A 12,519-nucleotide genomic window follows, 5' to 3' on the forward strand; every position below is an offset into this window, starting at 1 on the left:
TCCGAGAAAAGCGGAATGCGTGGCACTTCCCTCTCTGGGCACTCGCATGGTCATCGGCGTCCACGTCCCGCCGTGAGAGCGACGCGATAGAGCGCGGGAGCCGCATAAGCCAGACCGAAGAGCGCAGAGCGTTTCGCGTCGCGCCGGCGGGCGAGGGCGGCGAGATGCCGCAACCCTGCCTCGCCGCGCGCTGCCTGCCAGAGTCGGCTCTCGTCCTCGGCCGAGTGCGCCCCGGATGTGGCGTCCTTGAAGCGAGAAAGAAGCCAGAAGCGCGCCTGGTAGTAGGCGTAGTCCTGCGATTCGAGAATGCGGGGATCGAGATCACGAGCGGTGCGCTCGATCACCGCGGCGAGAGCGGCGAGCGAGTCGGCGCGCTTCGCTCCCGAGCGGATGATCGAGCCTGAGCGGAGGTGGTACTCGTAGACGACGTCGGGGATCACCACGACCTCGTCGGCGGCAGCGAGCAACTGGGCCACCTGCGCCTGATCCGAGTGCTGACGGATCCGGGTGAAGTCGATGCCGGCGAAGAGTTCGCGACGGAACAGCTTGTTCCACAGGTGCCCGGTCAGCTCGCCGACGAGCAGCGCCGTGAAGGCGCCGCGCCCCGAGAGCGCGAGGGGGCCGCGGAGGGAGCCGACGGGTGTGGATCCGCTCGTCTCGACGGTGTTCGCCTGAGCGACGACCACGTCGGCGCGCGTGCCCGCGGCCAGCATGACCTCGACCGCGGTCTCCGGCCACTCGTCGTCGGCGTCGACCAGCCACACCCAGTCGCCGGTGGCTTGCCCGACGGCGCGCTCGCGGGCCGTGGCGACGCCCTGGTTCTGCTCCTGGCGGAGGTAGTGGATCCGCTCGTGCTGCTCGGCGAACGCGCGACCGATCAACGCGGTGCCATCGGTCGACGCGTCGTCGACCACGAGGATTTCCAGCTCGGAGTGAGTCTGCCGCAGCAGCCGCTCGAGCGCGCCCGCGAGGTGTGCCTCCTCCTGATGCGCGGGGAGCACCACCGAGACGAGGGTCATTTCTCCGCCACCACTCGGCGCAGCACGGTCTCGAGATCGCGGCCGCTGGAGGCGAGCGAGAAGCGGTCGAGCCAGCGGTCGATGCCGGTGATCTCGAGGTCGCTGGCGCGGATCAGCGCGTCGGCGAGGTCGGAGGCGGAGGGAGTCAGGGCAAGCTCGCCGGTGAGGCCGGGGACGATTGCGTCCGCGACTCCCAGCGCGCCCGAGACGGCCACCGAGGGGACGCCGGCCGCGGCGGCCTCGACCAGCACGTTGCCGAAGCCCTCACGTAGCGACGGGAGCAGGACGACGGCGTTCTCGTCGAAGTGGTGGAACCAGTCCTCGACCCAGCCCTTGTCCTCGAAGTCGACGCCCCTGGCCGAAGCCTCGACGCGCAGCTTCTCGAGCAGGGGGCCGCCGCCGAACGAGACGACGCGCGCGGGGATGCCGCGGCGCTCCAGCTCCTCGGCCGCGAGAATCGCGAGCTCTGGCCGCTTCTGCACGACCAGGCGGCAGGGCAGCACGATCTGCAGGCCCGCGGCGGTGCCTGGAGTGCGCGAGACCTGGCGCGAACGGTCGACCTTGGCGGTCGCGGGGTTGGGCACGACGGTGCAGCGCTCACCCGAGACGCCGAAGCCGGCGATCAGCTCCCCCGCAACGGGGTGCGAAATGGCGATGACGTGGTCGGCGCGACGGTAGAGCGTCTTGGCGAGCGCGAGCTGCACCTTCTGGGTCCTCGAGAAGCCTGGGATGCCCAGCGAGACGAGGTTGCGCTCGCTCACGATGGTCTTCGGGCGATCGGCGCGGGCCGTCATCTCGGCCGAGGCGAGCAGCACGATGTTCGGGTAACCCTGGAGGGCGACCGCGACGTCGGGCGTGCGGCGGCGGAACAGCTCCTTGAGCAGCTTCGCCTTGCCGACGTGGCCCGTGCCCTCGCCGATGCGGTGCAGCACGGCGCCCTCTGGCAGGTATTCGTCGGTGCCCTTCACCGAGGTGGTGACCACATCGACGTGGTGGCCCTGTTCGAGGAGCCAGCCCATCCAGGTGCGGGCGACGAACTCGGCCCCGCCGCCGTGCAGCGAGGTGACGACGAACATGATCCGCATCCGCGGTCCCTTCTCCTGGGCCGCGCTCATCGCACGACCTCCGCGCCGAGGCCGCGGGTATTAAGCGCCGAGAGCCGACGGACCTCGGGCAGGGCGTTGTCGATGGTGGTGCGCACGCCCGGCTCCGCGAGGATGCGGTCGATCACGGGGAGGACGCGGTCGGCGAAGCCGGGTGTCGGCTCGACGCAGAGCTGCGGCAGGCCGATCAGGCGCATGATGCCCTCGACCTTGCCCTGGGTGGCCAGGGTGATCGCGGGGACGCCGAGGGAGAGCGACATGATCGCGAGGTGCATCCGACCGGTGACGGTCAGCAGAGCATCCTCGGCGAGGCCGCGGATCTCGGCGGGCATCAGCACGCGGTCGACCACGGTGAGGCCCTCGGTCCCGACACGCTCGGCGACGGCACGCACGGCGACCTTGTCATCGCCGATGGGGCGAGAGACGTGCGGGAGGAGCACGACGTGCACGCCGGCCGAGCGGAGGCGGTTGACGATCCGCTCATACTCGGGCACCTGGTCGACCATCATGGCGACCAGGGCGCTCGCGTTGACGAGGGCGAAGGGGACGCCGACCGGGAGTCCTAGCTCATCGCGGAACGCACCGTCGCGGGTGCGGGCCGAGAAGACGATGTCGGTCACCTCCTCGACGCGCTGCACGCCGACCCGGCGAGCGCGCTCGGCCGAGAGCGGGTCGCGCAGCAGCGGCACGACACCGGCGCGGGAGGCGGCGACGAGGGCGAGGCGGGCGGCGAGGCGGGCCGACGCATTCCAGCTGAAGCCGAGGATGCGCGTGGGCACTCCGGCTTCGGCGGCCGCCTGCGCGAGCAGGGAGCGACGGACCGAGCCGCGGAGGCTGTACTTCCCATCCATCATGTCGGCGCCGACGACCGACACAGAGCGGGCGCGACGAATCAGGGCGGCGTAGCGGCGGAGGTCGTCAGCGTGCGCCTCCCCCACTCCGTAGATCAGGTGCGGGAGCTGGACGACCTCGACGCGGACCACCTGCTCCTCGGGAATGACGACGTCGCCGGCGTAGCGCTCGATGACGACGACGGGGCCGGTGGTGTTCTCGAGGAATGCCTCCAGCATCGCCTGGTCGCCGATGTTGCCGTCGCCGGGAGCGGCGAGCACGAGGTGCACGTCGGGCTGGGGGCGGAGGGTCGCGAGGGTGGCGCGGAGCAGCGCCGCATCGCGGCGGGCGGGTAGGCGGGTCGTCGTGACGAAGTCCTTCTTCCAGGACTTCACGACGCCGAGCTTGAGTTTCATCGGTCTCTTTCGGTGGGGGGAACGGCGGCGTGGGACCGCTCGGAGTCGGGGATGCCGGCCGTGACGGCGCCGTCGACCAGGGCGCTCTCGCCGGTCGGGCTCGTAGCGTCGGCTGTGGTCGGGGCAGGGCTCGCGGCCGGGCGGCTGCGGCGGAAGTGCCGACGGAGGTCGGAGAGGCCGAGGATCTGGCGGCGGAAGGACGGGAGGATCAGCATCCAGAGCCCCATGCCTGCGAGCACGACGGCGCCGCCGACGAGCAGGCGCAGGACCGGCTGCTCCGCGGGGAGGGCGACAGTGGAGAAGTAGGAGCCGACGGTGATCGAGCCGAAGACGATCAGGCTGCGCAGGCCGTTGGTGAACATCTCGCGCACCGGGGCATCGGAGGAGCGGCCGATCCAGATCAGCGCAATCGGCCAGGTGAGCGCGAGCGAGGCGGCGTACGCGACCGCGACGCCCATGACTCCCCAGTTCGAGCCGACCAGGATGAGCACGACCATCAGCGGTCGGGTCGCCAGGCTGTACCAGACGCTCTGGCGCACCAGGCCCTTAGCCAGGAACACCCACCACGAGCAGTACGCGGTGGCCTGGAAGAACCCGGCGACCAGCAGGATCTGGAAGATCGGCACCGAGGCGAGCCAGCGCTCCCCCAGCAGGATGCGGATAACCGCATCGGACTGCGATCCGAGCACCGCGAGCACCAGGCCCATCACCGTCAGCATCGCCGACTGGCCGAAAAGGATGAATGTGCGGAAGCGCTCACGCTCGTCCTGCAGCTTCGAGAGCACGGGCAGGGCCACGCGCTGCGCCGGCGCGTTGAGCTGTTGCAGCGGCAGCATCATCAGCTGGAACGCACGGTTGTAGAGGCCAAGGTCGACCGGGCCGAAGCGCGCACCGATGATGACGGAGTCGACATTCTTGCTCGCGTAGGTGAGCGCCTGGGTGGCGAAGACTCCACCTCCGTAGCGCAGGAAGTGGCCCATGGCCTCGCCGCGGCGGTAGCGGCCGGGCCGCCACCCGGTGATGAAGACGAGCATCAGCACGCCGATGAACGGCTGCACCACCTGGCTCGCAGCCAGCGCCCAGTAGCCGGCGCCGCCCAGCGCCATCAGCACGCCGACCGCCAGGCCCAGCACCTGGCCGACGATGTCGACCAGGGTGAGCTTGACGAAGCGGAGGTGCCGGGCGAGGTCGGCGCGGAACTGCGTCGAGATGCCGTTCAGCAGGAACGTCGAGGAGAGCGCGACGGTCAGCAACTGGAGCCGGTCGTCGCCGTAGAGCGCCGCGATGGGCCAGGAGGCGGCAATCACCAGCAGCGTCAGCGTGAGGCCGATGCCCGCGTTCATCCAGAACAGGTTGCTCTTTTGGCCCGGGGTGATCTCCTTCGCCTGGATCGCGGCGGAGGAGAGGCCGAAGTCGCGGAAGATCTCGCCGATGCCGATGATCGCGGTCACCATCGCGAGCAGGCCGTAGTCGGCGGGGGCGAGCAGGCGCGCCAAAATGACGATGCTGCCGAGCTGGACGGCGATGCGGATCACCTGGCCGCCGATCGTAACGGCGGCACCGCGGCTCGCCGAGCGGCCCAGGCTCGGGGATGGCTTCTGCATGGTCGCGCTCATCGTGTCGAGCCCTTCTTGGTGGCGATAGCGCCCTCGTAGGCCTGCTTGAGTTCACGGCCGAGCACGTCCCAGTCGCGGCCGGAGAGGGCGGGGAGCCCTTCGGGCGGGCGCACGCGGATGCGCTCCAGAGCGGCAGTGACTCGCTCGGGAGTGAGGTCGCCGTCGTACTCGAGTACCCAGTCGCTGCCGACCTCCTGCGCAAGCGCCGTGTTGGCGGGCGTGCGCGGCACCAGGATCGGGCGGCTCAGCGAGAGCGCGACCAGGATCGATCCGGAATTGTGCATCTCGCGGTAGGGCAGGACGACCAGCTCGGCCCGGCCGATCTCGTCCACCATCTCGGCGTCGTCGACGCGGCGGAGCGTCGTATGCACGCGGGAGTCGCGGGTGGCCCGCTCCTCGACCAGCTCACGCTGGCCAGCGCTCGGGCTGCCGACGACGTGCAGCGAGAGGGAATCGTCGGGCACTCCGCGGAACACGTCTATCAGCTCCACCACACCCTTGTAGGGGCGGATGATGCCGAAGTACAGCAGCCGGCCCCGCTCGCTCTCGGGCAGCGGATGCTCCGCGAACTGATCGCGGTAGTGGCCGTGCAGCACGGTCACCGCGGGCGTCGCTCCGGGAGTGACCGTGGTGGGGTTGAGGCGGATGAACAGGTCGGTGGCGCGGTCGATCCGGGCGAGCGAGCGGCGCTCAGCGGCCGGCCCGAGTTCGTGTGGCTCGAGGTTGTGCACCGTGCGTACGAGCGGGATGCGCTGGAGGGCCAAGCGCACCAGGAGCGCGTCGAGCGCACGGCGGCGCAGGAAGCGGTGCAGCGGACTGCGTCCGCGGATCATCAGCTCGGGCCAGTGCACGTGCAGGACGTCATAATCGGCGAGCAGGGCGCTGCGCCACGAGAAGAAGAGCACTTCGACGCCGGGCGCGAGGCCGTCGACGATCGAGTCGACGTACTGGGTGGTCGAGTCCGGCGGTGCGAGCGACTGCTGCACGACGAGGTCGGCGGGAGACGAGTCCGGCCTTGGGGAGCGGCGGCTCATCGCTCGCTCCGCATCCCGGCCGCCATCGGCGCGTCGAAGATCCGGGCGCCGAGCGGCTGGCGTATCCGGATGCCCTTGGAGAAGTCGGGGACGTGCACCGGGTTGAGGCAGATGATGACCAGAAAGCCCAGGAGCAGGTGGCTCGGACGGACCGCGTCGATCGCGTTGTAGCCCGCGAGGCAGATCAGGAAGCCGAGCAGCCCGGCCGCGGGAGCGACATCGCGGCGGCTGAGCGCGCTGCCGACGAGCGCGACCATCAGGATGACGAAAAAGAGCAGCCCCGGGATGCCGACGCTGATCAGCAGTTGCAGGAACGAGTTCTCGATGACCACGTCGGAGAAGTTGCGGCCGCTGATGCCCGAGGTGGCCGCTCCAGAACCCAGCCAGTTGGAGAGTTGGGCAGCTTTGACGGCCACGGTCACCGCAAGGTCGCGGGCGTCGGCCGAGATGGAGGCGTCCAGGTTGTTATTGCGGGCGGTGACGGGCTCGAAATTGAGCACGCCGACCGCGGCGATCAGACCCGCGACCAGGATGGAGCCGGGCCGCAGCAACGAGCGGTCGGGGTTCATGACGCTGACGGCGACGAGCGCGACGACAACCGCGACGGCCACCGCCGCCATCGGACCACGCGAGACGGTGGCGACGACTCCGGCCGAGGCGAGGATCCCGAGCAGCAGGTCGGAGCGGCGCGAACCCTGGAGCCAGGCCCCGAAGGCGAGCGCCGCGCCGACGGTCAGGAAGGTGCCGGCGAGCAGCGGATGGCCGAACGTGATCTCGGCGCGGTACAGCGACCAGTGCTGGTCCTGCTCAACGCCGAGCACCTCGTAGACGGCGCCGATAATCGGCGAACTCTGCGCCACCAGCTCAAGGCAGGCATAGAGGGCAAGCAGGCCCGAGAGGATGACCCAGGTCCGGCGCAGCAGCACGGCCTCGCGCTGGGCGTCGAAGACGAGCATCGGCAGCCCCACGCAGATCGCGAAGCTGAACATCCACGAGACACCGGCGGAGGCGAAGGAGCCGCGGACCGTCGCGATCGCCGCCCAGATGAGGAAGGCGGCGAAGGCGAGGATCGCGATCGCCCGCCAGGGCGTGAGCACCAGCTCGCGCATCCAGTCGCGGATCGGCGCGCGCCAGAGTTCGGGGGTGAGCGCGCGGCGCACCGCCCAGACGATCAGGATGATTCCCCACAGCGTCATCCGGAACGTGAAGCTCGACGGGGTGAGCGGCGTGGGGACGACCGCGAAGAACGCCAGCGCCATCGCCGGCAGCCAGTGCGCCGGAACGCGCAGCAGGACGAACGCGCCGACGATGCCGCCGATACCGAGCGCAACCACCTGCACGCCTGCACTGGGCGCACGGCTGGTGAAGATGTAGCCCATGCCGGCCACGATCACCACGGCGACCGCGAACAGCGAGACGACGACGAGCCGCCGCGGGAGGAGATCGATCACGTGGTGGGGTCCTTCTGGCATCGGGAGGAGGGGCGGGCGGAGGCGGGCAGTGCTCGCGGCAGTGACACCGCGCGAGGGCTTCCTCCTTCGTGGGAGGTGATCGGGAACTCCCCCTGAGGAGAGCCCGCGGCCTCGATCAGGCCGGACCTTCCCGCAGCCAGCGCTGGAAGGTCTGCACCATGTCGTTATTGGTGAAGCTGGGCACGACGTGGCCGTACTGCCCGCCCTCGCCGCTGTGATAGGCGATGGTTGCCTCCCGCGCGACAGGCAGAGCGAGGCGGCGCAGGCGTCCGCCGTGAATCTCGGCCGGAACGAGTGTGTCGGCCGAGCCGGCGGTGATCCGCAGGCGTGAGCCCGCCCAGACCGACTGCGGAAGGCGCGACGGGTTGCTGGCGCGGAGTGCGGTGCGGTCACCGCCATAGACCGCGAGCACGCGGCCGGGATCGCGCGCCTCCGTGTCTTCGAGGTCGTAGACGCCGCTGGAGTGGTAGGCGCCGTAGATGGTGGGAAGCATCCGGTTCGCGTAGGCCCAGCAGAGCAGTGCACCGCCGCCGGAGTTGGAGCGGAGGAAGCTGGCCTGCACTGTCCAGAGACTCGTGACCCAGTTCACTGCGGCGACCTGTGCGGCAAGCGCGACAGAGCTGGTGTAGGTGGTGGAACCGCCGTAGTTCGGGCAGATACTGACGATGCCCTGATCGACAAGCTGGTCCGCCGAGTACTGGTAGGCGCCCGACAGGGCCGTGTAGCTGCTCCCGCTGGCGTGGTAGTACCAGACGACCGGCACCGAAATTCCCTTGTTCGGGACCGCGGTGTGCGGGACGAAGAGGCGGGTGGAGTCGGAACCGATCTTCACATCGATGATCTCGTACGGCTTCTTGCCGAACCGCGAGATCGTGGTGCGGGTGCGGGAGATTTCGCCGGGCAACTTCGGGATCACGGAGTAGGCCGGCGCGGCATGTGCGGGAGTGGCGACGAGGGCCGTCGCGGCGACTCCGGCCGCAGAAGCAGCAAGGAGAGAACGGCGCGACAAGCCGCGAGTCGTGTCAGTCATATCGAGATTCCTTCGGAGCATTCGTTATCAGTGTCGAGCTGGTCGACTGTGTCGATATCGACGGATATATCGACGCACGAGAAGTCCCGTCCGGCCCCCAACCCCATCGAAAGTGTACGGGCCGTAGATGACGTTCAGATGACGTCTCGATCACAGTTGATCGCAGCTTCGGACTCACCGCGATGCGGTGGACCGACGCCAGTATCGCGCCGATGACTTCTCGGCCGGCGTCTGCAATACGAAAGGAGGAGCACTCTCGGCAGACACGACTCGGCGAGCGGAGGCGAGATCGAGCGTCTCTCGGGAGAGGCTCTCGATATCGACATTCACTGCCAGACCGGAGTCGGCGAGACGGGTTGCGATCTGCACCTGGTGATCGTCGACATGCTCGCCAAAGGCAGCCCGGCGCGGAATGAGCACCGGCACGTGGCCCTGCTCGATAGCGCTGAGCGCGGTCCCGACTCCGCCGTGCGCGATCACGATGTCGGCCGCCGCCATCGCCGCATTGAGCTCGTCGTGCGGGACCGAGTGCCGGCCCTCAATACCGACCTGCGAGACGTCGTTCGCTCCGGTCTGCCACAGCACCTCGACTCCCTCAAGGAGCGGCGCCAGCGCGGCGAAAAAGCGCGGGAACGGGTAGCTATCCTGCGTGCCGACAGAGACGACGGCCCGGCGGATGGGCCGTGGGGCGGCCTCCTCGACCCCGAACGTGTCGAAGATCGAGCCGCCGAAACGCCAACGCTCATCGGCCCACGAGCTGTATTGGGTGTAGGTCGCCACCGCCGGAACCTTGGCCAGGAGACGGCCGGTGACCGATGGACCGAGCACGCGGGCAGCGCTCTCGATGTAGTGCGCGGGGATGCCCCGCGTCGTCGCCAGCGGAAGAAAGGAGAGGGCCGGACTGGCACCGGTGCTGAAGACCGCGTCGAAGGATCCGCGGGCCAGGAGCGAGCGCGCGATGGCCCCGTTACGGAGCATCGGCACGACGGCTCGGGGCGGAGCATCGGTCAGATGGGTGACGCGGCGATCGCTCAGCAGAGTGCGGCTGAGCGCGCTATCCACGGTCGCCCAGTGTTGATCCGCGGGGTCGACTCCGAGGAGTCCTGAGAGAGCGAACATCTCCTTGAGATGACCGCCCCCGGAGCTGACGAACAAGTATGAAGCCATACGCGCCTTTACTGGTGATGGTGACAACAGGCGTGTGGATGATCGATCGTCCGCCGAGACCGATCATCCCTCTGCGGGTGCAGAAGTCGCATGAGCATAGCAGGCGGAGAAGTCGCCGTGTCCTTCATGAAAAAGACGCCATATTCTCGCGAAAGACGCATCAGAAAGGGCGGTGGAGGCGATATCCGCTCACCTCTGCTAAGCCTGCTGATCATTCCGTATTGCAGAACTCCGGCCGAGTCAATCACCTGCGCTGTCGCGCCGCGGATGGGTAGCGTCGAGGACTCCGGCACGCGTGCCGGAGATTCCCCACGCCGGACATCCCCAGGAGGCAATCAGATGAGCGAAAGCGAACAGGACGGGCCGGTCATGGCCGGCAGCGACGATGCGGGCAATGACGAGAAGCTGAGCGGATTGATCGAGCAGGTCGAGCACGACCATGGCGACGAGGGCGCGGGAGCGATGGCCGAGGCTCTGCGCGACCGGGCCGACGAGACAGACACCGACATCGCCTCCGACTCCGACGCCGAGCCCGGATCGACGGAGGACAGCCGCACCGCGCAGGTGTAAGCGCTCGCATCTCGCCGGTCGACTCGTCACGAATGGTCCCTGCGCGACTGTGGTGACAGCCGTTTGCGACGAGTCGATCGGGTTCGTCGCGGGGAGGGAGACGGTGGGCGAGGCGCGGGCTAGCTTGGGGAGATGACAGAGTCCGCTCCGCGACTGCGCTCTGACCGGCTGATCGCACTGGACGTGCTGCGGGGTGTCGCCGTCCTCGCCATGCTGATCGCGCATGCGATGCCGCTCGTGCCGAGTGCTCGGTCGGGACTGACCGGCTCCGTCGCCTCGAACATCAACGATCTGGCGTCGCCACTGTTCGCACTGGTGATGGGCATGTCGGCGGCGCTGGTGCTCGCCCGACGACCTGCTGGTGCTGGACGCGTGATCCTGCAGAACCTGATCCGCGGCGCGGTGCTCGTCGCGCTTGGCCTGTGGCTCGACGGCTGGGGCAGTTGGATCGCGGTCGTGCTGCAGTACCTCGGACTCCTGCTCGCAGTCGGCACCCCGCTGCTACTCCTGCCACCCCGCGTGCTCGCTGGGCTCGCCGCGGCACTGGCCCTCGTCGCCGGCCCACTGAATGCCGCGGTACTGGCCGCCGGCGGGCCGGTGCGACCGTATCCGCCGGGGCCCGCCGATCTGGTGACTCTTTGGCTCTTCACCGGGCCGAACTACCAGGTGACAAGCCTGCTCCCCTTCTTCCTCCTTGGCCCCCTGCTGCTCCAACACCGACTCCGCCGCGACCGGTGGCTGGCGGTGATCGCGGTCGTTGCCGCCGTCACCTACCCCGTGCGTGTGCTGGTCGAGCAGGTGAGCGGAGTCGAATTCGTCCCCGGCGGTCTGCCGGACACACTGCGCGACATCGGGCTCGTGCTGATCGCGTATGTCGCGGTGGCGCTGCTGACCAGCTGGCACTCGGCCGTCGTTGACCGAGCACTGCTGCCGGTGCGAGCGGTGGGCACGGTCGCGCTCTCGGTTTACGTGCTCCAGGTGGCCGTGGTCGCCACCTTCGCCGCTGCCGAACTCGGCTACACAGCCGACACTCCGCTCGCAGCCCTCGTCCTGGTCTTCGGAGTCTGGGGCGCGGGCGTCCTCTGGTGGCGCTTCGTCGGCCTCGGCCCGGTCGAGTGGCTGACCGCGCGGCTTACCCGCCTGGTCCCCGCGGGCTGACGGCCACCTCAAGGAGCGCCCTCACGATCGTCCCGGAGGCGGAGCCGCATTAACAGATCATCTCAGGAGAGGCAGCTACTTCTTTGCTCGCCTCTTCCTTGAATTCCAGAATTCTCGCGCAGCTTCTTCGCCGTGCCGCTTCCTGATGACGTTAAATCTCACGATCTTGACGATCGCACCGATAATCAGCCAGGCAATAAGTACGACGACAGCAACTTCGCCAACGATTTTCCCAAGTACATAAGCATCCATAACTCTTACTGCCTTTCCTCTTCTTGAATCACACAATTGAAAAGCGGGCACGTGGGGCCTGCCGGATGAAAATCTGTTCCACCAAGACTCCTTTGATGGCGCACTCGACTACGGTCGGCAACACCCGAGGAGACCAGATGTGACGCGTTCGCGCGAGGGAGCGCAGATCGGTCGCGACGTCCCGCACCTGTTCCATATTGGCATCGCTGCCGAGATAGTTAGCGTCGCCGGCCTGGTGGGACGTACATCCTCTCGGGTGTCAGTTCTCGACCGGTCGGCGTGTCGACAATACGTTTGCCCTGCTCGTCGATGACGATCTGCAGATCGCTTCCCACCGGGAGATCGTAGATGCCGATCAGAGCGGGCTCGATCTCGCAAGCATCGTTGAAATCGGTGATGCGCCAGTTGTTCGAGTCTGCGAGATACTCGCTGCTGTCCGCCGCGCTCATAATCCGCCAGCCATTGTCGACAGGTGCGTTCGAGGGCTCACGCAGCATCCACCGCACCGGAGCGCGACCCTCCCACGCGTTCACCGTCATCAGACATGCCCCCGCCTGCGGAATAATCTCCATACCCTGCTCCCGTCTCATGAGATCACGTCGATATCTTGCCCGGACGCCGCAGCATACGCGCGAACCTCATCGCGCATGAAACCAAACATGTTATCCGCAAGATACTGCCCCACGCTGGCCTGACGACGCCGATCGACATGCGCTGTCAAATCGGGTCGAGAGTGCGCCGTGACCACAGCAAACACGGCCCGAATGTATTCGCGGCTGGCAGAAATATCCGTGAGAAGCATCGTCAGTGGAAGGCCGAACCTGGGTGAGCGCAGATTGATGTCCGCCCCG

At 68.1% G+C, this 12,519-nt stretch carries 12 protein-coding genes; 2 read left to right on the forward strand and 10 right to left on the reverse strand.

Annotated features, from left to right (window positions below):
- Positions 1-50: 50 nt before the first annotated feature.
- From B0H03_RS13415 to B0H03_RS13450, 8 genes are all read right to left on the reverse strand, one after another.
- Positions 51-1,019, reverse strand: coding sequence for a glycosyltransferase family 2 protein (locus B0H03_RS13415; protein WP_104265533.1), 969 nt, complete (start codon positions 1,017-1,019; stop codon positions 51-53).
- Positions 1,016-2,134: a glycosyltransferase gene (locus B0H03_RS13420; protein ID WP_104265534.1), complete on the reverse strand. Its 1,119-nt coding sequence runs from the start codon at positions 2,132-2,134 to the stop codon at positions 1,016-1,018. The genes B0H03_RS13415 and B0H03_RS13420 overlap by 4 nt, the downstream gene beginning before the upstream one ends.
- Complete coding sequence (locus B0H03_RS13425) at positions 2,131-3,369, reverse strand: polysaccharide pyruvyl transferase family protein (protein ID WP_104354362.1); 1,239 nt, start codon at positions 3,367-3,369, stop codon at positions 2,131-2,133. The genes B0H03_RS13420 and B0H03_RS13425 overlap by 4 nt, the downstream gene beginning before the upstream one ends.
- Positions 3,366-4,973, reverse strand: coding sequence for a lipopolysaccharide biosynthesis protein (locus tag B0H03_RS13430; RefSeq protein WP_202130174.1), 1,608 nt, complete (start codon positions 4,971-4,973; stop codon positions 3,366-3,368). Before B0H03_RS13430 ends, B0H03_RS13425 begins: the two co-directional genes overlap by 4 nt.
- A gap of 8 nt (positions 4,974-4,981) precedes the next feature.
- Positions 4,982-6,019 carry a glycosyltransferase gene (locus B0H03_RS13435; RefSeq protein ID WP_104265537.1) on the reverse strand — a complete coding sequence of 346 codons (1,038 nt, stop codon included), beginning with the start codon at positions 6,017-6,019 and terminating at the stop codon, positions 4,982-4,984.
- Positions 6,016-7,470 carry an O-antigen ligase family protein gene (locus tag B0H03_RS13440; protein ID WP_104265538.1) on the reverse strand — a complete coding sequence of 485 codons (1,455 nt, stop codon included), beginning with the start codon at positions 7,468-7,470 and terminating at the stop codon, positions 6,016-6,018. The genes B0H03_RS13435 and B0H03_RS13440 overlap by 4 nt, the downstream gene beginning before the upstream one ends.
- A gap of 136 nt (positions 7,471-7,606) precedes the next feature.
- Complete coding sequence (locus tag B0H03_RS13445; RefSeq protein ID WP_104265539.1) at positions 7,607-8,521, reverse strand: alpha/beta hydrolase; 915 nt, start codon at positions 8,519-8,521, stop codon at positions 7,607-7,609.
- A gap of 174 nt (positions 8,522-8,695) precedes the next feature.
- Positions 8,696-9,688, reverse strand: a complete 993-nt coding sequence (locus B0H03_RS13450) for a glycosyltransferase (RefSeq protein ID WP_104265540.1) — start codon at positions 9,686-9,688, stop codon at positions 8,696-8,698.
- 339 nt (positions 9,689-10,027) lie between these two features.
- On the opposite strand from B0H03_RS13450, the gene B0H03_RS13455 reads away from it, so the two are divergent.
- The gene (locus B0H03_RS13455) at positions 10,028-10,258 is read left to right on the forward strand and encodes a hypothetical protein (protein ID WP_104265541.1); all 231 of its coding nucleotides are present in this window, start codon (positions 10,028-10,030) and stop codon (positions 10,256-10,258) included.
- A 132-nt stretch (positions 10,259-10,390) separates the two neighbouring features.
- Positions 10,391-11,416, forward strand: coding sequence for a DUF418 domain-containing protein (locus B0H03_RS13460; RefSeq protein WP_104265542.1), 1,026 nt, complete (start codon positions 10,391-10,393; stop codon positions 11,414-11,416).
- 470 nt (positions 11,417-11,886) lie between these two features.
- Here the strand turns inward: B0H03_RS13460 and B0H03_RS13465 are convergent, their stop codons facing one another.
- Complete coding sequence (locus tag B0H03_RS13465; RefSeq protein WP_104265543.1) at positions 11,887-12,240, reverse strand: immunity protein Imm33 domain-containing protein; 354 nt, start codon at positions 12,238-12,240, stop codon at positions 11,887-11,889.
- Between the two features lie 14 nt (positions 12,241-12,254).
- Positions 12,255-12,519, reverse strand: a 265-nt coding sequence (locus B0H03_RS16680) for a hypothetical protein (RefSeq protein ID WP_165827985.1), incomplete at its 5' end; no start/stop codon positions are given.

Source organism: Rathayibacter iranicus NCPPB 2253 = VKM Ac-1602 (assembly GCF_003149025.1).
In the GTDB taxonomy this organism is placed as follows: Bacteria; Actinomycetota; Actinomycetes; order Actinomycetales; family Microbacteriaceae; genus Rathayibacter; species Rathayibacter iranicus.